General features: G+C 69.1%; 20 protein-coding genes. 8 read left to right on the top strand and 12 right to left on the bottom strand.

Going from position 1 to position 24,431, the window contains the following annotated elements:
* Positions 1-2 precede the first annotated feature (2 nt).
* From BN948_RS14625 to mdoH, 5 genes are all read left to right on the top strand, one after another.
* Positions 3-1,421: an ATP-binding protein gene (locus BN948_RS14625; protein WP_009517805.1), complete on the top strand. Its 1,419-nt coding sequence runs from the start codon at positions 3-5 to the stop codon at positions 1,419-1,421.
* Complete coding sequence (locus tag BN948_RS14630; RefSeq protein ID WP_009517806.1) at positions 1,411-2,106, top strand: translation initiation factor; 696 nt, start codon at positions 1,411-1,413, stop codon at positions 2,104-2,106. The genes BN948_RS14625 and BN948_RS14630 overlap by 11 nt, the downstream gene beginning before the upstream one ends.
* A gap of 13 nt (positions 2,107-2,119) precedes the next feature.
* Positions 2,120-3,529, top strand: coding sequence for a sigma 54-interacting transcriptional regulator (locus BN948_RS14635; protein ID WP_009517807.1), 1,410 nt, complete (start codon positions 2,120-2,122; stop codon positions 3,527-3,529).
* 190 nt (positions 3,530-3,719) lie between these two features.
* On the top strand, positions 3,720-5,279 hold the full coding sequence (locus tag BN948_RS14640) for an OpgD/OpgG family glucan biosynthesis protein (protein ID WP_009517808.1): 1,560 nt from the start codon (positions 3,720-3,722) through the stop codon (positions 5,277-5,279).
* Positions 5,252-7,228, top strand: coding sequence for a glucans biosynthesis glucosyltransferase MdoH (gene mdoH / locus BN948_RS14645; RefSeq protein ID WP_035622278.1), 1,977 nt, complete (start codon positions 5,252-5,254; stop codon positions 7,226-7,228). The genes BN948_RS14640 and mdoH overlap by 28 nt, the downstream gene beginning before the upstream one ends.
* 46 nt (positions 7,229-7,274) lie before the next feature.
* Here the strand turns inward: mdoH and BN948_RS14650 are convergent, their stop codons facing one another.
* The 7 genes from BN948_RS14650 to BN948_RS14680 all read right to left on the bottom strand — a co-directional run bounded on the left by BN948_RS14650 (position 7,275) and on the right by BN948_RS14680 (position 14,000).
* Positions 7,275-8,132 (bottom strand): formate dehydrogenase accessory sulfurtransferase FdhD, encoded by an 858-nt coding sequence (locus BN948_RS14650; protein ID WP_009517810.1) that lies wholly within the window; start codon positions 8,130-8,132, stop codon positions 7,275-7,277.
* Between the two features lie 99 nt (positions 8,133-8,231).
* Positions 8,232-8,615 (bottom strand): hypothetical protein, encoded by a 384-nt coding sequence (locus BN948_RS14655; protein WP_009517811.1) that lies wholly within the window; start codon positions 8,613-8,615, stop codon positions 8,232-8,234.
* A gap of 22 nt (positions 8,616-8,637) precedes the next feature.
* Positions 8,638-9,837: a formate dehydrogenase subunit gamma gene (locus BN948_RS14660; RefSeq protein ID WP_009517812.1), complete on the bottom strand. Its 1,200-nt coding sequence runs from the start codon at positions 9,835-9,837 to the stop codon at positions 8,638-8,640.
* An 11-nt stretch (positions 9,838-9,848) separates the two neighbouring features.
* Positions 9,849-10,103: a hypothetical protein gene (locus BN948_RS14665; RefSeq protein ID WP_009517813.1), complete on the bottom strand. Its 255-nt coding sequence runs from the start codon at positions 10,101-10,103 to the stop codon at positions 9,849-9,851.
* Positions 10,100-10,702, bottom strand: coding sequence for a formate dehydrogenase FDH3 subunit beta (fdh3B, locus tag BN948_RS14670; RefSeq protein ID WP_009517814.1), 603 nt, complete (start codon positions 10,700-10,702; stop codon positions 10,100-10,102). The genes BN948_RS14665 and fdh3B overlap by 4 nt, the downstream gene beginning before the upstream one ends.
* A gap of 10 nt (positions 10,703-10,712) precedes the next feature.
* Positions 10,713-13,676, bottom strand: a complete 2,964-nt coding sequence (locus tag BN948_RS14675) for a formate dehydrogenase subunit alpha (RefSeq protein WP_009517815.1) — start codon at positions 13,674-13,676, stop codon at positions 10,713-10,715.
* A 90-nt stretch (positions 13,677-13,766) separates the two neighbouring features.
* Positions 13,767-14,000 carry a formate dehydrogenase gene (locus BN948_RS14680; protein ID WP_050980645.1) on the bottom strand — a complete coding sequence of 78 codons (234 nt, stop codon included), beginning with the start codon at positions 13,998-14,000 and terminating at the stop codon, positions 13,767-13,769.
* 448 nt (positions 14,001-14,448) lie between these two features.
* Between BN948_RS14680 and BN948_RS14685 the strand changes: the two genes are divergently transcribed.
* The 3 genes from BN948_RS14685 to BN948_RS14695 all read left to right on the top strand — a co-directional run bounded on the left by BN948_RS14685 (position 14,449) and on the right by BN948_RS14695 (position 19,782).
* Entirely contained in the window at positions 14,449-15,822 is a 1,374-nt protein-coding gene (locus tag BN948_RS14685) for a sigma-54-dependent transcriptional regulator (protein WP_035622281.1), read from the top strand.
* A complete protein-coding gene (locus tag BN948_RS14690; protein ID WP_009517818.1) occupies positions 15,807-17,921 on the top strand; it encodes a sensor histidine kinase in 2,115 nt (704 codons plus the stop codon). The genes BN948_RS14685 and BN948_RS14690 overlap by 16 nt, the downstream gene beginning before the upstream one ends.
* Before the next feature lie 127 nt (positions 17,922-18,048).
* Positions 18,049-19,782 (top strand): Integrin alpha beta-propellor repeat-containing protein, encoded by a 1,734-nt coding sequence (locus BN948_RS14695; protein ID WP_009517819.1) that lies wholly within the window; start codon positions 18,049-18,051, stop codon positions 19,780-19,782.
* A gap of 34 nt (positions 19,783-19,816) precedes the next feature.
* Here BN948_RS14695 and BN948_RS14700 read toward each other — a convergent pair whose 3' ends face one another.
* The 5 genes from BN948_RS14700 to BN948_RS14720 are packed head-to-tail and all read right to left on the bottom strand — an operon-like array spanning position 19,817 to position 24,078.
* A complete protein-coding gene (locus tag BN948_RS14700; protein WP_009517820.1) occupies positions 19,817-20,122 on the bottom strand; it encodes a DUF1330 domain-containing protein in 306 nt (101 codons plus the stop codon).
* A gap of 22 nt (positions 20,123-20,144) precedes the next feature.
* Entirely contained in the window at positions 20,145-20,762 is a 618-nt protein-coding gene (locus tag BN948_RS14705) for a TorD/DmsD family molecular chaperone (protein ID WP_009517821.1), read from the bottom strand.
* Positions 20,763-20,782: 20 nt separating this feature from the next.
* Positions 20,783-22,852, bottom strand: a complete 2,070-nt coding sequence (locus BN948_RS14710; RefSeq protein WP_009517822.1) for a 4Fe-4S binding protein — start codon at positions 22,850-22,852, stop codon at positions 20,783-20,785.
* Positions 22,812-23,459, bottom strand: coding sequence for a DUF3306 domain-containing protein (locus BN948_RS14715; protein WP_009517823.1), 648 nt, complete (start codon positions 23,457-23,459; stop codon positions 22,812-22,814). Before BN948_RS14715 ends, BN948_RS14710 begins: the two co-directional genes overlap by 41 nt.
* A gap of 1 nt (position 23,460) precedes the next feature.
* Positions 23,461-24,078: a DUF3305 domain-containing protein gene (locus tag BN948_RS14720; RefSeq protein WP_009517824.1), complete on the bottom strand. Its 618-nt coding sequence runs from the start codon at positions 24,076-24,078 to the stop codon at positions 23,461-23,463.
* Between the last annotated feature and the right edge of the window lie 353 nt (positions 24,079-24,431).

A 24,431-nucleotide genomic window follows, 5' to 3' on the forward strand; every position in this document is an offset into this window, starting at 1 on the left:
GCGTGCGACCCTCCTCGCTCTCCTTCCAGCAGCTGCTGCTGGTCGCCTTCCTGCTCATCGGGGCACTGCTCGGTGGCGCGGCGGTGCGCTCGCTGCTCTCGCTCGAGACCCTGCTGCAGCAAAGCCGCGAGGGCGCGGAGCAGGCCATCGCCCTGTCCACGGCCGCGCAGTCGCTGTCCGAACGCAGCCTCACCATGGAGCGCGCGGCGCGCCAGTCGCTGGTGCTGCGCGACAACCAGTTGCGCCAGCGCTTCAGCGAGGCCGCGGAGGACGCTCGCAATATCCTGCAGCGCCTGCAGGACAACGAACTGCCGCCCGAGTTCGCGCAGAACTGGCGCGAACGGATGCAGGTGGTGGCCGAGCTGCTCGACGGCCCGCCCGAGACCGCGCTGGACCGCGAGCGCGACGTGGCGCGCGCCTTCCGCGAGCTCGACGGCCACAGCGCCTCCATCGCACAGAAGGTGCAGTCCATCATCGCCGCGCGCAACGCCGCGCTGCAGGCGCGCTTCCAGCGCAACCAGGACCAGCTCACCCGCATCGTCACCGGCGCCATCCTGCTGGCCGCGGGCATGGCGCTGGGCTTCGGCATCTGGCTGGCCAAACCCTTCAAGCGGCTGGAGCGCGCCATCGTCTCGCTCGGCGAGAACCGGCTCGACCAGCCGATCGACATCGTCGGTCCGCGCGACGTGCGCCGCGTGGGCCAGCAGCTCGACTGGCTGCGTCTGCGCCTGATGGAACTCGACGCCGACAAGGCGCGCTTCCTGCGCCATATCTCGCACGAGCTGAAGACGCCCCTGGCCTCGCTGCGCGAGGGTGTGTCCGTGCTGGGGGACGGCATCGCCGGCCCGCTTAACCCCGACCAGGCCGAGGTGGTGAACATCCTGCAGCACAACACCCAGGTGCTGCAAACGCAGATCGAGGCGCTGCTGCGCTTCAACGCCCTGGCCTTCGAAGCGCGCCAGCTCAAGCGCGAGCGCACCGACCTGCGCGCCCTGCTCGACGACCTGGTCGAGGCCCAGCGCCTGCACTGGCTGGCGCATGGCCTGCGAATCAGCGTCGAGGGAGAGCCGGTCTGGCTGCAGGTCGATCGCGAAAAAATGGCTTCGGCCATCGGCAATCTTCTGCTCAACGCCATCCGTTTTTCACCGCAAGGTGGCACCATCCGCCTGGTGCTGCTGAGCCTGCCCGGCCGCGTGAGCGTCGACATCGTCGACCAGGGGCCCGGCGTGGCCCTGGCGGACCGCGACCGCATCTTCGAGCCCTTTTACCGGGGCGAACGTCAGCCCGAGGGCGCGGTGCGTGGCACCGGCATCGGCCTGTCCATCGTCCATGAATACATCGTCGCCCACGGTGGCCGCGTCGAGTTGCTCGCCGGCTCCCCGGGCGCCCACTTCCGCATCGAGCTGCCCCATGCCACATGACTCCGCGCGCCCCACGGCGCCTGCCCGCTTCGACCAGACCCATGTCCGGGTCGGGCTCTGGCTGGCCACCTGCGCCCTGAGCGCGTGCGCCACCACGCCCCTGCCGCCTGCACCGGCCAGCGCGCCCCCGGCCCCCGTGAGCGCGGCGACGCCCCGGCCACCGCAGGCACCGACACCTGCGCCCGTGGCCGCGCCCCCTGCCACCCAAGTGGCCACCTCACTGGTGCAAGCCGCACCGGCCAGTGCGCCCGAAGGCGAGGCCGCCGCGCAACTGCTGCGCTACGCCGACCGGGTACGCGGGCTCACACCCGCCGAACTGAGCCTGGAGATCGCCGCCCTGGGCGACCCGGGCGGCGTCCCCGAGCGGCAGTTGCAGCTCTCGCTCGCGCTGATGCACCTGAACCAGCCGGTGGAGACGGCCCGCGCGCTAGGCCTGGCCCAACGCGTGGCGAACAGCCCGGCGCCCGAGGCCGCGCCGCTCAAGCCGCTGGCGCGCCTGCTCGTGCAGCGCTTCATGGAGCAGCGCAAGCTCGAGGAAGCCATGGACAAGCAGGCCGCGCAATTGCGCGAGCACCAGCGCCGCATCGACCAGCTCAACGAACGCCTGGAGGCCATGCGCGCCATCGAACGCAGCATCAACAACCGCGCGCCAGCGCCCGCCGCGCCCGCGCCGCGCGCACCGTGACCGGGAGGCCGGCATGAGCGAACACCCGCACCACCGCGCCCGCATCCTCGTCGTCGACGACGACCCGGACATGCTGCGCCTGCTGTCCATGCGTCTGGGCTCGGCGGGCTACCAGGTCACGGCCGTGGGCTCGGCCGAGGCCGCGCTGGCCCAGCTCGAGATCGAGCGCCCCCAGCTCGTGCTGTCCGACGTGCGCCTGCCCGGGCGCGACGGCCTGGCCCTGTTCGCCGAGGTGCGCGCGCGCCATCCCTCGCTGCCGGTCATCCTGCTCACCGCGCACGGCACCATCCCCGACGCCGTGGACGCCACCGCGCGCGGCGTGTTCGGCTACCTCACCAAGCCCTACGAAGCCAAGGAACTGCTCGACAAGATCGCCCAGGCCCTGGCCCTGAGCACGCCGGCCGGCCCCTCGCGGCGCGCCGACGAAGCCTGGCGCCGCGACATCGTCAGCCGCTCCAACCGAATGGACGACCTGCTGGCCGAGGCGCGCATGGTCGCGCAGAGCGACGCCAGCGTGCTGCTGCGCGGCGATTCGGGCACCGGCAAGGAGATGCTGGCGCACGCCATCCACAAGGCCAGCGCGCGCGCCGGCAAGCCCTTCGTGGCCGTCAACTGCGGCGCCATCCCCGAGGCCCTGCTCGAATCCGAACTGTTCGGCCACATGAAGGGCGCCTTCACCGACGCCGTGGCCAACCACAAGGGCCTGTTCCAGGCAGCCGACGGCGGCACCCTGCTGCTCGATGAGATCGGCGACATGCCGCCGGCGCTGCAGGTCAAGCTGCTGCGCGTGCTGCAGGAACGCGCGGTGCGGCCGCTGGGCTCCAGCCAGTCGGTGCCGGTGGACGTGCGCATCGTCTCGGCCACCCACCGCGACCTGGAAGCCGCCATGGCCGAGGGCCAGTTCCGCGAGGACCTGTACTACCGCCTCAACGTCGTCACGCTCACCCTGCCCACGCTGGCCGAGCGGCGCGAGGACATCCCCCTGCTGGCGAACCACTTCCTGGCCAAGCTGGCGGCCAAGTACGGCAAGCGCAGCTCGGGCTTCGCGCCCGAGGCGCTCAAGGCCCTGACCATGGCCACCTGGCCCGGCAACGTGCGCCAGCTCTACAACGTGGTGGAGCAGGTCTGCGCCCTGTCCACCACGCCGCTGGTGCCGCTGGCTCTGGTGCAGCGCGCGCTGCGCACCCCATCGGTGGAGGTGCTCAGCTTCACCGAGGCCCGGCAGCGCTTCGAGCGCGACTACCTCGTCGACCTGCTCAAGATGACCGACGGCAACGTGGCAGACGCCGCCCGCCTGGCCCAGCGCAACCGCACCGAGTTCTACCGCCTGCTGCAGAAGCACGCGCTCACCCCTGGCCTGTTCAAGAGCGACGGATCGGGCGCCCCCGACAGCGGCGAAGACGAGGCTGTCGCCGATACCTGACAGCCAAAACTCTTTGATTTCATTGGGGATTTTTCAGACCACCCCAGCATCCGTCGCTGATCGACGACAAATTCAAGGGTTTACCCGCAGTTCGACGGCCTCTTCCGCCGAAATGCCGACTTCGGCGAAGCCAAGTCCTTGATCTGAAAGCACTTTTCAGCTTTGGCACAGGGCTTGCCCTTGAGAGGGCATGCCTTTGGTTTTTCCCCTCCCCCTGCGTGCCACGGCCTGGCGCCTGAGCGGCCTGCTGGCCGCGCTGGCGCTGGTGTCTTCCCCGGCCCGGGCCTTCAGTTGGGAGCAGCTCACCCACCTCGCCCAGACCCGCGCCGCCGAGCCCTGGCGCGAAAGCGGCGACAAGCTGCCCCCGGCCCTGGCGAACATCACCTACGACCAGCTGCGCGACATCCGCTTCCGCACCGAGCGCTCCACCTGGCGTGACCTGAACCTACCTTTCGAGGCGCAGTACTTCCACCTCGGCCTGTACCAGACGCAGCCCGTGCGCATTCACGAGGTCGCGCCCGATGGCCAGGTGCGAAGTCTCTCCTACCGCGCCGAGGACTTCCACTTCGGCAAGAACAGCTTCGACACCAGCGGCTGGGGCGACCTCGGCCATGCGGGTTTTCGCCTGCACTACCCGCTCAACAACATCGCCTACAAGGACGAGCTGGCCGTCTTCCTCGGTGCCAGCTACTTCCGTGCCCTGGGCGCGCAGCAGGGCTACGGCCTGTCGGCGCGCGGCCTGGCCATCGACACCGTGGGCGGCAAGGGCGAGGAATTCCCGCGCTTCAGCGAGTTCTGGCTGCGCCGCCCCACCGCCGACGCGCGTGAGCTCACGGTCATGGCCCTGCTCGAATCGCAGCGCGTCACGGGCGCCTACGAGTTCGTCATCCGCCCCGGCTTCACCACCACCATGAGCGTGCGCCTGCGCCTGTTCGCGCGCGAGGGCGCCGGGCCGGTGGCCACCCTGGGCATCGCACCGCTCACCAGCATGTTCCTGTCGGGCGAGAACCAGCCCCTGCCCGGCGACTTCCGCCCCGAGGTGCACGACTCCGACGGCCTGATGCTCGTCACCGGCGAAGGCGAGTGGATGTGGCGCCCGCTGCAGCGGCCCAAGTCCATCGCGGTGAGCTCCTTCACCACCACCAACCCGCGCGGCTTCGGCCTCATGCAGCGCGATCGGCGCTTCGCCAGCTACGAAGACGTCGAGGCCCGCTACGAACGCCGCCCCAGCGCCTGGGTGCAGCCCCAGGGCGACTGGGGCGCCGGCCGAGTGGAACTGGTCCAGTTGCCCACGCCCGACGAGACGCACGACAACATCGTCGCCTACTGGGTGCCGACGCAGCCGCTGTTGCCCGGCCAGCCGCTGGAACTGCGCTATGACCTCGCCTGGCAGGGCGACGAGCAGCAGCGCCCGCCCTCGAGCTGGGTGACGCAGAGCCGCCGTGGCTACGGCTACACCAAGCTCAGCGCCGCCGAACAGGCCGCCCAGCCCAAGTTCGTGCTCGACTTCGCCGGCCCTGCACTGGACGCGCTGCCCGCTGGCGCCACCGTCGAACCCAAGGTCAGCACCAACGCCAACGGCCGCGTGCTCGAAGCCGTCGCCTACCCCAACCCGGCCACGCGCACCTGGCGCCTGAGCCTGCGCGTCGAGCGCATCGACCCGACCCAACCGGTCGAGCTGCGCGCCTTCCTCCAACACCAGCAACACACCGTGAGCGAAACATGGACGCAACTTCTACTGCCCGAATGAAGCCCCGCAGCCTGCTGCGGGAAGAGCGTCACCCGAACGCGGTGACCGCCCCTCCCATCAACCGTGGGTCCATGACGCCGCGCCCCTGGCGCGGCTTCTGGAACAGCATCGGCACCGCCCTGCTGAGCACGGCCAGCGGCTTGCTGCCGCCGTATGGCCAGCGCCCGGCGCAGGCCGGCGAGCCGATGGAGCCCTGGCAGAACGCGGCCAACTGGCGCCGTGCGATCTTCGTCGCGCTCACCCTGGCCTGGACGCTGATGGCCGGCCTCATGTTCTGGGAACTGCAGCCTGAAGGTGGCAATGGCCTGCTGCGCGTGGCCCAGCTCACGCTGTTCGTGGTGCTCTCGGCCTGGGTGCTCACCGGCTTCGTCACCGCGCTCATGGGCTTCTGGGTTTCGCTCTTCGGCGACCGGCACACGCTGCGCGCCGCCGAGGTGCGCGACCACGTGATGAACCCGGAGGCGCGCACCGCCATCATCATGCCCATCTGCAACGAGGACGTCGCCACCGTCTTCGCCGGTCTGCGCGCCACCTGCGAATCGCTCGCCGCCACCGGCGAGTCGAAGGTCTTCGACGTCTTCGTGCTGTCCGACAGCTACGACCCCGAGATCCAGCGCGCCGAGCGCGACGCCTGGGAAAACCTGCGCAGCGAACTCGCCACCAGCGGCCTGCCCGCCATCGAGGTGTACTACCGCCTGCGCACGCGCCGCAGCCATCGCAAAGCCGGCAACGTGGCCGACTTCTGCCGCCGCTGGGGCAAGGACTACCGCTACATGGTCGTGCTCGACGCCGACAGCGTCATGAGCGGCCGCTGCCTGGCCGACATGGTCAAGCTGATGGAGGCGCACCCGCGCGCCGGCATCATCCAGACCGCGACCCAGGCCGTGGGCCACGCCACCCTGCACGCGCGCTCGCAGCAGTTCGCCTCGCGCGTCACCGGCCGCCTGTTCACGCTGGGCATGCAGTTCTGGCAGCTCGGCGAATCGCACTACTGGGGCCACAACGCCATCATCCGCCTCGAGCCCTTCATGAAGCACTGCGCGCTCGCGCCCATCAAGGGCACGGGCGGCATGTCCGGCGGCATCATGTCGCACGACTTCGTCGAAGCCGCGCTGATGCGCCGCGCCGGCTACCAGGTGTGGCTGGTCTCCGACCTGCAGGGCAGCTACGAGCAACAACCGCCCGACCTGCTGAGCGAACTGCAGCGCGACCGCCGCTGGTGCCAGGGCAACCTGCAGAACGCGCGCCTGATGGCCGAGCCCGGCATCCACCGCGTGCATCGCAGCATGTTCGCCATCGGCGCCATGTCCTACTTGTCGGCGCCGCTGTGGCTGGGCTTCCTCACCATCGGCACTGCCCTGTGGGTGGCCGACAGCACCCTGCTGCCGAGCTGGCACGCCCTGCCCGCCGAACTGCGCGGCCTGTGGATCTGGACCCTGTGCCTGCTGTTCATGCCGCGCATCCTGGGCCTGATCGCGGTGTTCCTCAAGCGCGAGCAGCGCCAGTTCGGTGGCACGGGCACGTTGATGCTCAGCGCCGTGGCCGAGACCGTGCTGGCCGTGCTGCAGGCGCCCATCCGCATGCTGGCGCACTCGCTGTTCGTGCTGGTCGCGCTCACCGGCTTGAAGCTGGAGTGGAAGTCGCCCCCGAGAGAAGCCAATGGTGTGAGCTGGCGCGACGCGGCCCAGCGCCTGGCACCCATGACCATCGTCATCGCCCTCATGGGCCTGGGCGTGGCGCTGCTCAACGCCGCCGCCCTGCTGTGGCTGGCGCCCGTGGCCCTGCCGCTGCTGCTGGCCATTCCGCTCACCGTGGCCACCAGCCATGTGGACCTGGGCCAGTGGATGCGCTCGCGCGGCGTGCTGCTGATTCCTGAAGAGTCGTGGTCGCCGGCCGTGCTGCGACGGGCGTGGAAACACGCGAGCCGGCTGGCCTTGAAGGCGGCCTGACCCGCCCGCCTGATCGGTCTGATCCGCCCGCCGCCGGGGCGACCGATCAGGCCCGGGCCGCCTGCGGCACCGCCGCCGGCACCGCGTCGTACACCAGGCGCTCGGGGTTGGCGTAGCACAGGAAGTGCTTGTTGGTGGCGCGACCCACCGCGCACAGGCCCACGCGCCGCGCCACCTGCAGGCCCATCTGCGTGATGCCGCTGCGTGAGATGACGCCCGCCACGCCCATCTGGGCGCTCTTGATGACCATCTCGCTGGTCAGGCGGCCGGTGGTGTAGAACACCTTGTCCAGCATGCCGCCCGTGTCGCGTGGGCTGTCTTGTTGGAGCGCGAGCCAACCCGCGATCGTGTCCACCGCGTTGTGGCGGCCCACGTCCTCCACGAACAGCGCGAGTTCGGTGCCGCGGAACAGCGCGCAGGCGTGCACCGACCCGGCCGACTTGTAGGTGCTCTCCTTGACCCGGATCGCGTCCACGATGGCGTAGACCTGCGACTGACGCAGCACGCCCTCGGGCAGGGCGATGCGGTCCAGGTCGTCCATGAGCCCACCGAACACGCTGCCCTGCCCACAGCCCGTGGTGACGACGCGTTTGGCCGTGCGCTCCTCGATGCGGTCGATGCCGTGGCGCGTCTTCACGCTCGCGGCGTTCACGTCCCAATCGACGGTGATGGACTCGATGTCCTCCACCGAGGCGATGAGCCGCTGGTTGAGCAGGTAGCCCAGCACCAGCCACTCGGGCTGCGCGCCCAGCGTCATCAGCGTCACCAGCTCGCGCTTGTCCACGTAGATCGTCAGGTCGCGCTCGGCCGGGATGTGGATGGCCCGGCGCTGGCCGAACTCGTCCACGGCGTCGATGGATTCGGTCAGCGGGGCACGGGCCTCGGTCAGTTGGGGCAGGCGCATGGGGGCGAGACTACTAAAGAAAAAGGCCGGCACCCGGGGGTGCGGCCTTTGGCGCTGCCCCGCGCGGGGGCATCGGGTGCTGCGGACGCGGGCCCGCCCTCAGGGCTTCTTGGGCGTCGGCGCGCCCGCCGGGGCCTGGCTGCTCGGCGGCTTGGTGGCCGTTTCGGGCGGCGAATGCGCGCCCGCCGCTTCGGCCGGCTTGGGCGGCGTGTAGGCGAACGCGCCGGGGTCGGTGCAGGCCGGCGCGCCGGCGGTGGGCTGCTTGCCCGCGCCCGCCGTGGTCTTGAAGTGGTTGGCCGCCGCCTTGTCCATGGCCTTGCACAGCTTGTAGGCCTCGACCTTGGTGTTGTAGGCGGCGCGCGCCTTGGCCTCGTCGGCCTTGGCGGCTGCTTCCGGCGTGGGCGGCGGCGGTGCGGGCAGTTTGGCCTGGGCCAGGGCGGCTGCGGCCAGCAGGCCCACGGCGATGGCGGTCTTGCGGATCATGTCGTCGGTCTCCTGATGGGGCTCAGGCCTTGGCGGGCCGGCCGGGCGCACCCTCGGGCTTGTCGGCCGAGCGCTGCGCGGGAATCTTGCCGGCCTTGATGTCGTCGTACCAGAGCTCGTGGTGTTCCTTGGCCCAGGTCTCGTCAACGTAGCCGGTCTTCATGGCCTTGTAGGCGCCCTTCATGCCGATGGTGCCCAGGTAGATGTGCCCCATGAAGAGCGCCATCATCAGCGCCGCGGCGCTGGCGTGGATCATGTGCGCCACCTGCATGTTGGCGCGGGTGAACTCCACCACCGGCAGCAACTTGTCGAGGAACAGGCCGGAGCCCACCACGATCAATCCGAAGAAGAACACACCGGCCCAGAACACCACCTTCTCACCCGCGTTGAAGCGGTGCGAGGGCACTTCCTTGCCGCTGAGCAGGCCGCCACCCTTGAGCAGCCAGTTGATGTCCTCCCTGGCCGGCAGGTTGTCCTTGATGAAGGTGAAGATCACCACCACCAGCGACACCGCGAACAGCGGGCCCACGAAGTTGTGCAGGTTCTTGAGCGCGTAGGTGAGCCAGCCGAACAGCGTGGCGCCCATGATCGGCAGCAGGAAGAACTTGCCGAAGGCCATCACGATGCCGGAGATGGCGAGGGTCACGAAAGCGGTGGCGTTCACCCAGTGCGCCGCGCGCTCGAAGTAGGTAAAGCGCTCGATCTTGCGGCCCGTCTCGGCGCCATGCAGCTTGATCGAACCCTTGGCGAAATAGAACAGCGCGATGGCCACCAGAACGATCAGCAGCAGCGAGCCGCCGTAGGGAATGATCCAGTCGTTGCGCACCTGGCGCCACGCCTCGCCGGCCGTGGTGAGCCGCGAACCCGGGTACTGCACGAAGCCCTGGATCAGGTTGCCGTATTCGGGATACGGCAGCATGGTCTGGCCGGTCACGCCCTGGCTCACGTCGCGCCACATGGGGGCGTTGTTGCCGGGTTGCACCTGGCGCCGCTCGGCGTTGGTCTGCTCGCGGTAACCGGGCGCGGTGTCGGCGTCGGGACGGATGTCGAAAATGTTCTGGCTCTTGATGCCGCCCTGCTGCGCGGGCGCCGCCTGCTGGGGCGCCGGTGCGGGGTCGTCCGGCACCGGCTTGGGCGCCTGGGCCGAGGCCGTGGCCATGCCCATCCCCAGCAACAGCGCCGCAAGCCAGGCACGCCAACGCGGTGTGATTTGCGTGTGCATGGCCATCGCCTTCACTTGGTCTGCGCGCCGATGCGCGTGTAGTCGTTCTGGCCGTATTGCGCGCGGGTCTTGAGCTGCTGTTCCCAGCTGCCCTTGTCGCCAGCGCTCCAGCCCGATTGCACGTACTGGCTCTGGCCGACGCCGCTGTAGGCCGCGTCGTCCTGCTTCACGCCGTTGGCGTTCATCTCCTGCGGCTTCTCGCCGCAGGCCGTCAGGCCCAGCAGGGCCGACATCGCAAGGGTGGTAAGGGTCAGGCGTTGCATCATGACTTCTTCCCTTCGGCGGTGCCGTAAGCGGTGCCCCAGCCCCAGACCTCGGCACCCTTGCCGCGCGTGATCACGCGGGTGCGGAAGATGTCGGCCACCGTGTCGCCGTCGCCGGCCAGCAGGGCCTTGGTGGAGCACATCTCGGCGCAGGCCGGCAGCTTGCCTTCGGCCAGGCGGTTGCGGCCGTATTTGTCGAACTCGGCTTCGCTGCCATGGGCCTCGGGGCCGCCGGCGCAGAAGGTGCACTTGTCCATCTTGCCGCGCACGCCAAAGGTGCCCTGCGAGGGGAACTGCGGCGCGCCGAAGGGGCAGGCGTAGGAGCAGTAGCCGCAGCCGATGCACACGTCCTTGTCGTGCAGCACCACACCCTCGTCGGTGCGGTAGAAGCAGTTCACCGGACACACCGCCATGCAGGGCGCGTCGCTGCAGTGCATGCAGGCCACCGAGATCGACTTCTCGCCCGGCACGCCGTCGTTGAGGGTGATGACGCGGCGGCGGTTCACGCCCCAGGGCACCTCGTGCTCGTTCTTGCAGGCGGTGACGCAACCGTTGCACTCGATGCAGCGCTCGGCGTCACAGATGAATTTCATTCGTGCCATGGTGTTCTCCTCACGCCTTCTCTACGTTGCAGATCGTGGTTTTGGTCTCTTGCATCATCGTCACGATGTCGTAGCCGTAGGTCGTGGCCGTGTTGACGGCCTCGCCACGCACCACCGGGAAGGCGCCATCGGGGTAGTAGGGCTTCATGTCGGTGCCCTGCCAGTGGCCTGAGAAGTGGAACGGCAGCCACACGGTGTCGGGGCCCACTCGTTCGGTCACCAGCGCCATCACCTTGATGCGCGCGCCGGTTGGCGTCGTCACCCAAACCTGCTCGCCCTGGCGCACGCCACGTTGCGCGGCCGCGGCCGGGTTGATCTCCACGAACATGTTCTGCTGCAGCTCTGCCAGCCAGGGGTTGGAGCGCGTTTCCTCGCCACCACCCTCGTACTCGACCAGGCGGCCCGAGGTCATGATGAGCGGGAATTTCTCGTGCATCTTCTCCTCCACGTTCTTCGCCTGCAGCGACTTGTAGAGGATGGGCAGGCGCCAGCGGTTCTTCTGGTCGTCGTGGCTGGGGTACTTGGCGATGAGGTCGGGGCGCGTGCCGTAGATGGGCTCGCGGTGCTGCGGAATCGCGTCGGGGAAGTTCCACACCACCGCGCGCGCCTTGGCATTGCCGAAGGGGTGGCAACCGTGCTTCATGCTCACGCGCTGGATGCCGCCGGACAGGTCGGTCTTCCAGTTCTTGCCTTCGGCGGCCTTCTTCTCGGCCTCGGTCAGGTCGTCCCACCAGCCCAGCTTCTTGAGCAGCACGTGGTCGAACTCGGGGTAGCCCGTGGTGATCTCGGCGCCCAGCGAGTGCGAGCCGTCCTCGGCCAGCAGGCTCACGCCATCGCGCTCCACGCCGAAGTTGGCGCGGAAGTTGCCGCCGCCGTCCATGACGTGGCGCTCGGTGCTGTACAGGTTGGGCGAGCCGGGGTGCTTGATCTCGGCCGTGCCGTAGCAGGGCCAGGGCAGGCCGAAGTAGTCACCGGTCATGTCGTAGCCGGTTTCCTTGTCGACCACCTTGCCCTTGCACTTGAGCGACTTGATGTCGAAGGCGCCCATGTTGCGCATGTGGGCCTTCAGGCGCTCCGGGCTCTGGCCGGTGTAGCCGATGGTCCAGACCGAGCGGTTGATCTCGCGCAGGATGTCCTCGGGCACCGGCTCGTCGCGGCCCTTGACCTTCTGCATCTTGTAGTTCTTGCTGAGTTGCTCACCGAAGCCGAGCTTGGTGGCCAGCTCATGCATGATCATGTGGTCGCTGCGGCTCTCCCACAGCGGCTCGATCACCATCTCGCGCCACTGGATGGAGCGGTTGGACGCCGTCACCGAGCCGCTGGTCTCGAACTGCGTGGCCGCCGGCAGCAGGTAGACCTCGCGCTCGGGATTGATCTTGTCGCTCGGCATCGCCGCCATCGATGCCGTGGCCGAAGGGTACGGGTCGACGACCACCAGCAGGTCCAGCGCGTCCATGGCCCTCTTCATCTCCAGGCCGCGCGTCTGCGAGTTCGGTGCGTGGCCCCAGAAGAACATGCCGCGGATGTTCGGGCCCTGGTCGATGAGCTCGTTCTTCTCCAGCACGCCGTCGATCCAGCGCGACACCGTGATACCGGGCTTCTCCATCATGCCCTCGGCGTACTGCGACTTGATCCAGTCGTACTCCACACCCCAGACGGTGGCGAAGTGCTTCCAGGAACCTGCGGCCACGCCGTAGTAGCCGGGCAGCGAATCCGGGTTGGGGCCCACGTCGGTGGCGCCCTGCACGTTGTCGTGGCCGCGGAAGATGTTGGCGCCACCGCCGCTCACACCAATGTTGCCCAGCGCGAGCTGGACAATGCACGAGGCACGCACCATGGCGTTGCCGATGGTGTGCTGCGTCTGGCCCATGCACCACACAAGCGTGGAGGGGCGGTTCTTGGCCATCATTTCGGCCACGCGGAACATCTGCTCTTCCTTGACGCCGCAGGCCTCTTCCACCTTGTCGGGCGTCCACTTGGCCATCACGTCGGCCTTCACTGCCTCCATGCCGAAGACGCGGTCGTTGATGTACTTCTTGTCTTCCCAGCCGTTCTTGAAGATGTGATACAGCAGGCCGAAGAGGAAGGGGATGTCGCTGCCCGAGCGGATGCGCACGTACTCGTCGGCCTTGGCCGCAGTGCGGGTGAAGCGCGGGTCGACCACGATCATCTTGCAGCCGTTCTCCTTGGAGTGCAGCATGTGCAGCAGCGAGACCGGGTGCGCCTCGGCGGCGTTGGAGCCGATGTACAACGCGCACTTGCTGTTCTGCATGTCGTTGTACGAATTGGTCATCGCGCCGTAACCCCAGGTGTTCGCGACGCCGGCCACCGTGGTGGAGTGGCAGATGCGGGCCTGGTGATCGCAGTTGTTCGTGCCCCAGAAGCTCACGAACTTGCGCATGAGGTACGACTGCTCGTTGCTGTGCTTGGACGAGCCGACGAAGTACACCGAATCGGGACCGCTGGCCTCGCGCAGCGCCTTCATCTTCTTGACGATGCCGTCGTAGGCCTCGTCCCAGCTGATGCGCTGGTACTTGCCGTTGACCAGCTTCATCGGGTAGCGCAGGCGGTACTCGCCGTGACCGTGCTCGCGCAGCGAGGCGCCCTTGGCGCAGTGCGCGCCCAGGTTGATGGGCGAGTCGAACACCGGCTCCTGGCGCACCCACACGCCGTTCTCGACGATGGCGTCGGTGGCGCAGCCCACGGAGCAGTGCGTGCACACCGTGCGGCGCACCTCGATCTTGCCGGTGCCGTCGATGGAGCCGCCTGGCGCGGCGGCCTTGGCCTTCTTCACCAGCGCCAGCTGGCCGGCGGCCAGGCCAACGCCCACGCCCAGGCCCGAGCGGCGCAGGAAAGCGCGGCGGTCCATGGTGGGCAGCGCGGACGACAGGCCGCGCTGCAGGGCGTTCACAAAAGTGGCGTGCGCAGGGACGCCCCGGCCGGTAGCGGAGGGAGATTTCTTGGTCAGCAACATGGTGAGTCTCCTGGGGCGCTGCACGCTGCCTTGCGACAGGCTGTCAGCACACGGGACGTTCGTGGGGTGATCGTTCTCGCCGGCGGCGCGTCAGATGCGCGTCGTGCGGTAGTAATGCTGGACGTGCTCGCTGAGCGTGTAGCCACCGCCGCGCTCGGGCGCCGGTTTCGGCTCGGCGGCGGCGGTCTCGGGGGCGCTGCTGGCGCCGGGCATCACGCTGGCCACCGCGGCCACGGCGCCGACGGTGCCGGCGCCCGCGAACAGCGTGCGTCGGCTCAGGCGCGAACGGCCCTCGGCCGGGCCGGAGCGGGAGGACTCTTTCATGACTGTCTCCAGGTACGCAGGGCCCGCACACACCACGTGTGGGCTCCTTGCATATGGGCGAATCTACTTCCACCCCCTGGGGTATGCAAGCGAGTGCATGTCAATGTTGACAGGGGTGTCGCCTCGTGACGCGCCGCGCCGCTCAGTCCCCTCACATCGGGCCGCCACAAAGCCAGAAACATGCCAAACCTTGCCATTGAGAACGCCTCGCAACGCAGTGGCGATGTGAATGCGCTGGGGGTACGAAGCGCGGGCAAACCCGCAGAACTTTGGTGCGCATGCACCGGCGCTGGCGTCAGACTGTCGCGCACGTCTGCGACAACTTGTCGCGCGCCCGAAGCACCCGATGCGGCGCGCTGACGCCAAAGTCCGAGTGATTCGATCAGGCTCCCACCAGCACCGGCGTGCCCGGTCCGTGCCCCGCAGCCCGCTCCCTAGAATCCGGGCGGTGGACAACCCCAACACCCCGAGCCCTGACCGCAGCCTGGAAGGCTGGCCCAACTGGTCCATCCTGGTGGTGGACGACGAGCAGGGCATGCTCAACTTCCTCGTCAAGACCCTGGCGCCGCGCTGCCACTTCGTGATGAGCGCCACCAGCGCCGAGGAAGGCGCCGAATGGCTGCGCGGCCACCACGTGGACCTGGTGGTGCTCGACATCTCGCTGCCCGGCAAGAGCGGCGTGGAATGGCTCAAGGAACTGCGCGAACAGGGCTACACCGGCGAGGTCATCCTCATCACCGCGTTCGCCGATCTCGACACCGCCATCGAGGCCCTGCGCGCGGGCGCGTCCGACTTCATCCTCAAGCCCTTTCGCGTCCCGCAGATCCTCAACGCCATCAAGCAGTGCCACGAACGCGCGCGCCTGCGGCGCGAGAACTTCGTGCTGCGCCGCGCCGTTGGCCCCACCCCCGTGCACCGCGCCTCGCTGGTAGGCGACTCGCCGGTCATGGCCGCGCTGCGCGGCTCGCTCGAGCGCGTGGCCGCGGTCGACAGCACCGTGCTGCTGCAGGGCGAGTCCGGCACCGGCAAGGAGCTCGTGGCGCGCGAGTTGCACGCGTTGGGTGCGCGCGCGGCAGGGCCCTTCGTGCCGGTCAACTGCGCCGCCGTCTCGCCCGAACTCATCGCCAGCGAGCTCTTCGGCCACGCCAAGGGTGCCTTCCCCGGTGCCACACGCGCGCGCGACGGCCTATTCCACTACGCCCAGGGCGGCACCCTCTTCCTTGACGAGATCGCCGAGCTGCCACTGCCCATCCAGGCCACGCTGCTGCGCGCCATCGAAGACCTGCGCATCCGCCCCGTGGGCAGCGAGCAGCTCATGCCGGTCAACCTGCGCATCGTCGCGGCGACCAACCGCTCGCTCAGCGCCGAGGTCGAGGCCGGGCGCTTTCGCAAGGACCTGTATTTCCGACTGCAGGTGGTCGAGCTCGCGCTGCCCCCGCTGCGCGAACACAAGGCCGATATCGCCGCGCTGGTGGCGCACTTCATGGCCCAGCTCACGCCCACGCTGGGGGCAGAGCCGCTTGCCATCAGCGAACAGGAGATGGACTTCCTGCACCAGTACGACTGGCCCGGCAATGTGCGCGAGCTGCGCAACCTCGTCGAGCGCTCGCTCATCCTGGGCAGCCTGAACGTGTCGGCCCTGTACCCGGGTTCACCCAGGGCGCCGGTGACCGAACGCCCCACCGACCTGCACGCACTGGAGAAGATGCACATCCTGACCGTGCTCGACTCGGTGCAGGGCGACAAGACGCGCGCCGCGCAACTGCTGGGCGTGTCGCGCCGCACGCTGGAACGGCGCGTGGCCGAATGGGGCGTGGCCTGAACCGCAACACCCTGTGGCGCACACCGCGGTGGCTGGCCACCTCGGTGCGCAACAAGTTGCTGGCCATGGCGCTGCTGCCACTGCTGGTGGCGTTTCCGCTGCTGGTGCTGGCCCTGGCCATCTGGAGCAACCAGGCCTACGACCGCCTGCTCATCACCAAGGTGCGCAGCGACCTCGCGGTCGCGCAAGGCTACTTCGACCAGGTGCTGATCGAGATCGGCTCGGGCACGCAGGGCGTGGCCGATTCGCGCGCCCTGGCCGACGGCCTGCGCCCCGGCACGCCCGAGGCCCGCGCCCTGCTCTCGGCGCACCTGGCCGCCGAGCGCGAGCGGCTCGGCCTGGACTTCCTCGTCCTCTACGACAACCTGGGCCAGCCGATTGCGCGCGGCGCGCCGCCCGGCCTCAGCCTGGAGGACCAGCGGGCCGGCATGCGGGCGCAACCGAGCGCACTGACACGCTCCACGCAGGCCCGGCGCGAGCGCGCCAAGGCGGGCCTGCTCCTGCTCGAACGTGCGGCGCTGCACGCGCTGGCGCCGCACCTGAGCTCGCGGCTGGACATCGCGCTGGTCCCCACGCGCAACGCCACGCCCACGCATCGCAGCGCCGAGGACCGCGCCATGGTCGCGCAGGCCACCCTGCCCGTGATGGACGCGCATGGCCAGCGACTGGGCCTGTTGAGCGGGGGTGTGCTGCTGAACCAGAACCTCGACTTCATCGACCACATCAACCGCATCGTCTACCCGGGCGGCTCGCTGCCCTTCGGCAGCCAGGGCACGGCCACGCTGTTTCTGGAGGACGTGCGCATCACCACCAACGTGCGCCTCTTCCAGGACCGCCGCGCCATCGGCACGCGCGTGTCCCAGGCGGTGCGCAACACCGTGCTGGGCGAGGGCCGCACCTGGCTCGACCTGGCCTTCGTGGTGAACGACTGGTACGTGTCGGCCTACGAACCCCTGGTGGACGCCGGCGGCGCGCGCATCGGCATGCTCTACGTCGGCTTCACCGAGGCGCCGTTTCGCCTCGTCCGCTACGCCATGCTGGCGCTCATCGGCCTCATCTTCGGCGGTGTGATGGCGGCCTCGGCCTGGTTCTCGCTGCGCTGGGCGCGCAGCATCTTCCAGCCCGTGCAGCAGATGAACCTGACCATGCAGCGCGTGGAACAGGGCCAGGGGCACGCGCGCGTGGGCCCGCTGCCCGCGCGCGACGAACTCGGCGCCCTCGCCGGCCACCTCGACCAGTTGCTCGACACCATCGACGAGAAGACCCAGGCCCTGCAGCGCTGGGCCGACGAGCTCGACCGCAAGGTGGCCGAGCGCACGCGCGAACTGCAGGCCAGCAACCAGTCGCTGCGGCTCGCGCAAGAACAACTCGTCAAGAGCGAGAAGCTCGCCGCCATCGGCCAGCTCACCGCCAGCATTGCGCACGAGATCAACAACCCCATCGCGGTGATGCAGGGCAACCTGGACCTCATCCGCGACACCCTGGGCCGCGCCACCGATCCGGTGAAGGGCGAACTGCGCCTGCTCGACCAGCAGGTCGAGCGCATGCGCATCATCGTCACGCAGCTGCTGCAGTACGCGCGGCCCACCGAGTACGCGGGCTACGTGGAGTCGCTGTCGCTGGAGCGCACGCTCGACGACTGCCTGGTGCTGGTGGGGCACCTGCTGTCGCAGACGTCCATCGACGTGCAGCGCGAGCGCGGCGCGTCGCACAGCGTGGGCATCAACCGGCAGGAGCTGCAGCAGGTCATCATCAACCTGCTGATCAACGCCATCCAGGCCATGCCCGATGGCGGGCGCCTCACGCTGGTGACGCGCGATGTGGAGGGCGGCGCCGAACTGCAGGTGATCGACAGCGGCCCCGGCCTGAGCGAGGCCACGCGCGAGCGCCTGTTCCGCCCTTTCTTCACCACGAAGAACGACGGCAATGGGTTGGGCCTGTGGATCAGCCAGGGCCTGGTGGAGCGCTACGGCGGGCGTATCGATGCGGCCAATCGCGGCGCGGGCGCGCAGGGCGCGGTGTTCACGGTGCGGCTGTACACCGAGCCGCGCGCGCCCGACGCGGCGCCCACGAACGACGGACGACCCGGCCCGCGTTGAGCCCCCCCAGCGCCACTTCGCGTTCTGGCGGCGCTGAGGGCCGCGAACTACTGCGTCGGGGGTATGGATGACCCATAGGGGTACCACGTTCAATCAGTGCGCCCTCCGTTCTGCAGCGAGATGACCCATGAAGTCCCCGATCCTCTTCGCAACGCGCTCCGCCCTGATCGCATTCCCCGCCCTCTTCTGCGCCTGTGGAGGCGGGTCGTCCCTGACGCCGGGCGTCTCCGCCGATCCGGCAGCAACGCCACCACCCGTGGCGGCCAATGCACCGGCGCTCGCGCTCACCCTGCAAAACGCCAAAACCTTCCGCTTCACGTGGATCGACATGGCCGGCGAGACCGAGTACCGCCTTCTCGAAGACCCGGACGGGGTCTCGGGTTACACATCGCTGACCCCACAGCCCCTGCCCGCCGACACCACCGCGCACGAACACACCGTGTTCCTGCCTGCGCGGGTCAACGCGCGCTACATCTTGCAGGCCTGCAAGGGCGGCACCTGCCTCGACTCCGCGCCCGTGAGTGTCGCGGGCAATCTCGCGCAGGCCATCGGCTTCCTGAAGTCGGATGTGTCCACGGCCGATGACGAGTTCGGCTACAGCGTGGCCCTGTCCAGCGACGGTGGCACGCTCGCCGTCGGCGCCCCCGGTGAGAGCAGCGCCGTCACCGGCATCGCCACGCAAGAACCCCCCTCCGCGAACGACATGCCCAACAGCGGCGTGGTCTACGTGTTCGTGCGCCAGGGCCAGCGCTGGCAACAGCAGGCCTTCGTGAAGGCCTCGACACCCACCATGAGCGATCGCTTCGGCGAGAGTCTGGCGCTGTCGGTCACCGGCGATGCGCTGGCGGTGGGCGCGCCCGGGCGAGACGCCAAGGGTGTTGTGTACACCTTCACGCGCAGCGACGGCGACTGGAGCGAACGGCAGATGCTGGCGGCGTCCGTCTCGGGCCCGAACGAGCGGTTCGGCCACAGCCTGGCCATGTCCGCTGCGGGCCACGTGCTCATGGTGGGCAATCCGCGTGAAAGCCAGTTCCACAACGACAGCGGTGCTGTCTATGTGTTCACGCACGACGGCACGCAGTGGAACGAATACGTGACGCTCAAGGCGAACTTCCCTTGGCCGTACGCGGGCTTCGGCTCGAGCGTGTCCCTCAACGCAGCGGGCGACCTCTTGGCCGTGGGCGCCCCCAACAGCGACTCCATGGAGTTGTCCCGCGGCTCTGCGCACGTCTTCATGTTCGGCGGCATGGGCTGGCAGGAGCAGGCCGAGCTGAAGGCGCCGCACGCCGCCATTGACCTGCAGTTCGGCACCAGCGCGGCGCTGTCGGCGGACGGCGGCACCCTGGCCGTGGGCGCGCGCGGCGACGCCAGCGCGGCCACCGGCGTGAACGGCGATCCTCAGGACAACAGCGCCTTCAACAGCGGCGCCGTCCACGTGTTCCGCCGCGACGGCGTGAACTGGCCCCACCAGGCCTACCTCAAGGCCTCCAACCCGGGTGAGGACGACCAGTTCGGCCGCGCCGTGTCGCTATCGGGCGATGGGAACACCCTCGTCGTTGGCGCCCCGTACGAGACCAGCAGGGCCGATGGCCTCAACGGCAGCCAGGCCAGCACCGACTCATCGGCGGTCGGCGCCGCCTACATCTTCCAGCGCAAGAGCCTCGCCTGGCGCCAGACTGCCTACGTGAAAGCCCCCAACAGCGGCGGCCAGGACACGTTCGGCACGGGCCTCGCCCTGTCGGCCAATGGGCAGACCTTGGCCGTCGGTGCATCTGGCGAGGCGAGTTCGGCCAGCGGCTGGAACGGCTCGCACGCCACCGACAACGACAACGCCCAATCGGGCGCGATCTACCTGTATTGAGGCGTCGCGCGGAGGGCCGCGTCGCGGCCCTCGCTCAGGGCGGCAGCCCCTCGTAGCCCTCGATGACGATCAGGTCGATCACCGACGCCGTCGCCCGCAGTTCAATGGCGGCCTGGTAGCCCGGCGAGCGGTAGCAGGCCATGGCCTGCTCGTACGAGGGGAACTCGATCACGACGTTGCGCGAGCGGCTGTCGCCCTCCACGCACTCGAAACGCCCGCCGCGCACCAGGAACTTCGCGCCGTACTCGCGAAACGGCGCCGCGTTCGCTTCGACGTAGCGTTTGTATTGCTCCAGGTCGTTCACGTCGACGCGACCGATCCAGTACCCCTTGCCTGCCATGCCCGCTCCTGTATTTGCTTGTTCAGGCCAGCATGTCGAAGCCCTGTGCCTCGACACCGATGAAGGCCTGGGTGAACCCCGCGATCGCCGCGTAGAAGCGCGCCTTGGGGTGGGCCGCGATGGTCTCGCAGAGCTGCGGCACCCAGCTCTGCACGTGCTTCGCAAAGAACTCGCGCTGGCGCGTGAGGTTGGCCACTTCCACGTCGTCGCCGGCGATCAGGTAACGCATGACCTCGAACACGTAGGCCACGTGGTCCTCGGTCTCGGGCATGCCCTCCTCGCGCGCCAGGCCCAGCGCGGCCAGGTCCGTGCGCAACTGCGCGAGCGGCTTCTCGTTGAGGAAGCCGCTGAGGTAGTGCGAGCCGAACAGGTGGATGTCGGGCTTGCCCACACCGCCGAACAGCGCGTCGTGCTCCTCGGCGATCTGTGCGTCCGTGCGCTCGCGCGCGGCGGCCACCACCTGGCGCCAGGGTTCTTCCAGGAAACCGCCGGCCGCGGGCGCCTCGGTCGCGGCCACGCGCAGCTGACTCAACAGTTCGGCCGTGGGCGGCGCGTAGTACAGGGCGGCCAGCAGGCCATAGACCTCGGCGCGCGCGGTTTCTTCGTCGAGCGTGGAGGAGACGGGGATGCGTTCCATCATGGCGTGTGCGGTGACTGGTCTCAGTGATCGGTGATGCGCGTTTCGTTCGGGTTGGTGTAGATGTCCACCACGCGGCAGTCGCCGCACATCTTCAGGCGTTCCAGCGCCTCACCCTGGAACATGGAATGGCCGGCCAGCTTGCCCAGCATCAGCTCCACGCCCTTGAGCGTGCCGAAGGGCTTGCCGCAGCGCACGCAGGCGTAGGGCTTGGCTTCGTTGAGCACGCGCGGCTGGCGGCGCTGCTCGGTGAGCAGCAGGCGCGGCTGCAGGGTGATGGCGTCCTCGGGGCAGGTGGTGACGCACAGGCCGCACTGCACGCAGTTCTTCTCGACGAAGCGCAACTGCGGGCGCTCGGCGTTGTCGAGCAGCGCATTGGCCGGGCAGGCGCTCACGCAGCTCAGGCACAGGGTGCAGGCGTCCTTGTTCACGGTCACCGTGCCGAACAGCGAGGCCGCCGGCAACGCCACCGCCTCCACTGCGCGCGGGTGCGCGGCGCTGTCCTGCAGCAGGTGGTCGAGCGCAAGCTCCATGGTCGCGCGCTTCTCGCGCTGCACCGCATAGCTGGCCCGGCGCTGCACGCCCTGGGCAGGCGGCGAGGCGAGCTGCACGTCCAGCTTGGCCACGTCGCGTGCCTCGATCAGGCGAAAGTGCGTGCCCGAATAGCCCAGGCCGCTCACGATCGCCTGCGCCACCGCCATCTGCTCGCGCAGCGCGTCGCGGTACTGCGGCGCCTCTTCGTCGGTCATCAGCACCCAGACCTGCGAAGCGCCGTACGCGAAGGCGCTGAGCCACAGGTCCAGGCCCGCCGAAGCGGTGTGCCACAGCGGCAGCGGGATCACGCGCGCGGGCACGCCTTTGATGGCCTTGGGCCGCAGCATGGCCTCGCGGCCCAGGGCATCGATCAGTTCGGTGCCGGCGGTCTGGCTGTGCAGCAGCAGGGCGGCGTCCTTCCCGCCGGCCTTGGCGTAGGTGGACAAGACCGTGCGCAGCTTCGCGCCCTGCTCGCTGGCGCGCGGCGTGGCGTAGGCCAGCGCCCCCGTGGGGCACACCGTGGTGCAGGCGCCGCAGCCCACGCACAGGTTCGGGTTCACGGCGATCTGCTGGCGTTCCACCTCGCTGCGGATCGCCAGCGCGGAACACACGGTGATGCAGGCATCGCAACCCACGGTCTCGTTGCGCCCGTGCGCGCAGAGCTTGTGGTTGTACGTGAAGAACTTCGGCTTCTCGAACTCGCCCACCATGTCGCGCAGGCGAATGAGGGTCTCGACGCCCTTGTCGTGGCGCAGCCCACCAGGCAGGTGGAAGTAGCCCTGCGGGTGCGCGTGCTGCGTGAATGCGGGTGTGTCGCGCAGGTCCAGCACGAGGTCAAAGCGCTCGCTCTGCGCGACGGCATCGCGCTGGAAGTTGATCGCTCCCACGGCCTCGCAGGCCTTCACGCAGGCGCGGTGATCGCGGCAGCGGTCGAGGTCGATCTGGTAGTCGAGCCCGATGGCGCCTTCCGGGCAGGCGGCCACGCAGGCATTGCAGCGCGTGCACAGGTCCAGGTCGATGGGGTTGCTGGCAGACCACTCGGCCTCGAAGGCGCCCAGCCAACCCTTGATGGCGCCGAACTGCCCGCCCAGCACGGGCCAGTTGCGCGCCTGCTGGCCGCGCCCACCCTGTGCAAACAGGGTGACGTCCAGCACGTCGGCCACGCGTTCGGCGAAGCGCTCCGCCTCATCGAGCGGGCCGACGATGAGCAGGCGTCCCTCGCTCCTGTAGGTCACCGTGGGTACGGGCTCCGGGTCGGGCAGGCGCGCGGCCGCCAGCAGCGCGGCCATCTTGGGCGTGGCGGCTTTCGCTTCACGGCCCCAGCCGCCGGTCTCGCGGATGTTCACGAAGCGGATGGGCCGCACGTCCAGCGGCACCGCGCCCTCGGTCTGTTGTGAGAGCTCGGTGAACAGCCGGCTTTCCTGCGTGCAGGCCACCACCAGCTCGTCGCCGCTGCGGCTGGCGCGCTGGAAGGCGGGCGCGTCGCGCCGGCACAGCGTGGTGTGCGTCGTCAGTTCTTCATCCAGCGCCGCGCCCAGGGCCTTCGGGTCCAGGGGCATGGTCTGGTTGCAGTTGCAGATCAGCGTGGTCATCGTGCGTGGGGGGCGTGTCGGCGACGGATTCGCCGGGGTCGGCGGCGGTGGGTCCGTCGCTCGGTGTGGGGGGGTCGGTGGCGGGCGTGGACGTGGACGTGGGCGCTGCGGACACCTTCTCTTCGTCCGGATCGTCCACGAGCTTGAGGAAACGCGCGCCCACCATCTTGGCCATGTCGGCCTGGGACAGCGGGCTGGGCAGGCTGTAGTCGTCGATGTAGGTGTCCAGGCCGTCCATCACATTGAAGCGCGGATCGGCGAAGAGCTTTTTCACGGCGGCGTTGCGCACCTCGCTGGAGACGTCGCGTGCGACGAAGCGGCTGAAGTCAGCCTCAGGGGTGAGTTGGGCCACGTCTTCCAGCGTGGGTGGTGGGCGGGACTCGCGCGCCGCGGCGTCCGAGCGTTCAATGGGCGCGTTCGCCGCTGGGGTGACAGGGGCTTCGCTCGGCACCGTTGCCGCGTCGGCCGCGGGTTCGGAGCGGACCACCGGTTCGGCCGGCAGCGCCTGACCTTCGCGCACCGCCAGCTTGCGGCGCGACCAGCGCGAGAGGAAGCCGTCGTTCCCGTTCGCCATCTCAATGTCCTTCGGGGCCGCCGCGGCGCTTGTCCGTGCTCACGCGCACGGGCTGGCCGAAGCGGTCGGTCAGCGGGCGAAAGCTCTCGGGGCGTTTGCGCTTCTTGGGTTCGGGCACGTAACTCACGTCCACGAAAGCGCGCAACCAGTCCACCACCTCGGGCGGCGCGGGCACCTGGTCCACGCGCTCCTGCGCGTCGAGCCAGCGGCCCGCGTCGTGGTAACTCAGCGTGACGATCAGCGGCACGGCCATGGGTTCGCCGTCGGCGGCGGCCTCGCCATCGGTGCGCCACATCACCCAGAAGCAGGGGCTGGGGCTTTGCAGGTTGAGCATGTAGCCCTCGGCGTCGTCGCGAAACAGCTCGACGCGAAAGCGCGGGTGCAGCCAGTGCTCGCTGCCTTCGGCCGCCGAACCGGCGGCGATGGGCTCCACCGCCTGCGGCGCGTGCGCCTCATCGGGCTCCAGCAGCGCGGCTTCGTCGGGGGCGGCGTGCAGCATCACATCGGCCAGCACCCAGCGCCAGGGCTGCCAGCGCGCCATGGCGCCCTGCACGGGCTCGCGCCGCATCACGACATCGACCTCGATCACGGGCCGTTGCCGGGCGGGCGTGGGGGACATATGGGCGGCATGCATACGGAAAAGGGACTGTACGTCATCCGCCTCGCATACGCCCGTAGGCATACAAATACTGCACTGGATGTATTCAACACCGAACGGGGTATCTGGCTCAATCGTGATCCCTGCTCACCGTCCTTCAACGTCTACCATGATGCGCCCGTCTCCCTTGTTCCACCGCGCGATCCGAGTAGCCCTGCCGGGCGCCATTTGCCTGCTCGTCGCTTGTGGTGGCGGTACACCGACGGTCATGGCGGACCCCGATGCGCTCGCCCCACCCACCCCCACCACACCCCCCGTCTCTTATACAAATCTGACGGCGCCCGCGCACCCCCCTGTGTTGAACTCGGGGGGCG

The organism is Hydrogenophaga intermedia (genome assembly GCF_000723405.1).
In the GTDB taxonomy this organism is placed as follows: domain Bacteria; phylum Pseudomonadota; class Gammaproteobacteria; order Burkholderiales; family Burkholderiaceae_C; genus Hydrogenophaga; species Hydrogenophaga intermedia.

What these genes read in the sequence shown, in the direction of transcription:
- BN948_RS14655 (WP_009517811.1), bottom strand. Translation starts at nt 8,615, where the DNA reads ATGATCCGCAAGACCGCCATCGCCGTGGGCCTGCTGGCCGCAGCCGCC.
- fdh3B (WP_009517814.1), bottom strand. Translation starts at nt 10,702, where the DNA reads ATGGCACGAATGAAATTCATCTGTGACGCCGAGCGCTGCATCGAGTGC.
- BN948_RS14690 (WP_009517818.1), top strand. Translation starts at nt 15,807, where the DNA reads ATGGGGCGTGGCCTGAACCGCAACACCCTGTGGCGCACACCGCGGTGG.
- BN948_RS14715 (WP_009517823.1), bottom strand. Translation starts at nt 23,459, where the DNA reads ATGGCGAACGGGAACGACGGCTTCCTCTCGCGCTGGTCGCGCCGCAAG.
- BN948_RS14720 (WP_009517824.1), bottom strand. Translation starts at nt 24,078, where the DNA reads ATGTCCCCCACGCCCGCCCGGCAACGGCCCGTGATCGAGGTCGATGTC.
- BN948_RS14640 (WP_009517808.1), top strand. Translation starts at nt 3,720, where the DNA reads ATGCCTTTGGTTTTTCCCCTCCCCCTGCGTGCCACGGCCTGGCGCCTG.
- BN948_RS14680 (WP_050980645.1), bottom strand. Translation starts at nt 14,000, where the DNA reads ATGAAAGAGTCCTCCCGCTCCGGCCCGGCCGAGGGCCGTTCGCGCCTG.
- BN948_RS14630 (WP_009517806.1), top strand. Translation starts at nt 1,411, where the DNA reads ATGCCACATGACTCCGCGCGCCCCACGGCGCCTGCCCGCTTCGACCAG.
- BN948_RS14635 (WP_009517807.1), top strand. Translation starts at nt 2,120, where the DNA reads ATGAGCGAACACCCGCACCACCGCGCCCGCATCCTCGTCGTCGACGAC.
- BN948_RS14650 (WP_009517810.1), bottom strand. Translation starts at nt 8,132, where the DNA reads ATGCGCCTGCCCCAACTGACCGAGGCCCGTGCCCCGCTGACCGAATCC.
- BN948_RS14695 (WP_009517819.1), top strand. Translation starts at nt 18,049, where the DNA reads ATGAAGTCCCCGATCCTCTTCGCAACGCGCTCCGCCCTGATCGCATTC.
- BN948_RS14700 (WP_009517820.1), bottom strand. Translation starts at nt 20,122, where the DNA reads ATGGCAGGCAAGGGGTACTGGATCGGTCGCGTCGACGTGAACGACCTG.
- mdoH (WP_035622278.1), top strand. Translation starts at nt 5,252, where the DNA reads ATGGACGCAACTTCTACTGCCCGAATGAAGCCCCGCAGCCTGCTGCGG.
- BN948_RS14675 (WP_009517815.1), bottom strand. Translation starts at nt 13,676, where the DNA reads ATGTTGCTGACCAAGAAATCTCCCTCCGCTACCGGCCGGGGCGTCCCT.
- BN948_RS14665 (WP_009517813.1), bottom strand. Translation starts at nt 10,103, where the DNA reads ATGATGCAACGCCTGACCCTTACCACCCTTGCGATGTCGGCCCTGCTG.
- BN948_RS14710 (WP_009517822.1), bottom strand. Translation starts at nt 22,852, where the DNA reads ATGCCCCTGGACCCGAAGGCCCTGGGCGCGGCGCTGGATGAAGAACTG.
- BN948_RS14660 (WP_009517812.1), bottom strand. Translation starts at nt 9,837, where the DNA reads ATGCACACGCAAATCACACCGCGTTGGCGTGCCTGGCTTGCGGCGCTG.
- BN948_RS14705 (WP_009517821.1), bottom strand. Translation starts at nt 20,762, where the DNA reads ATGATGGAACGCATCCCCGTCTCCTCCACGCTCGACGAAGAAACCGCG.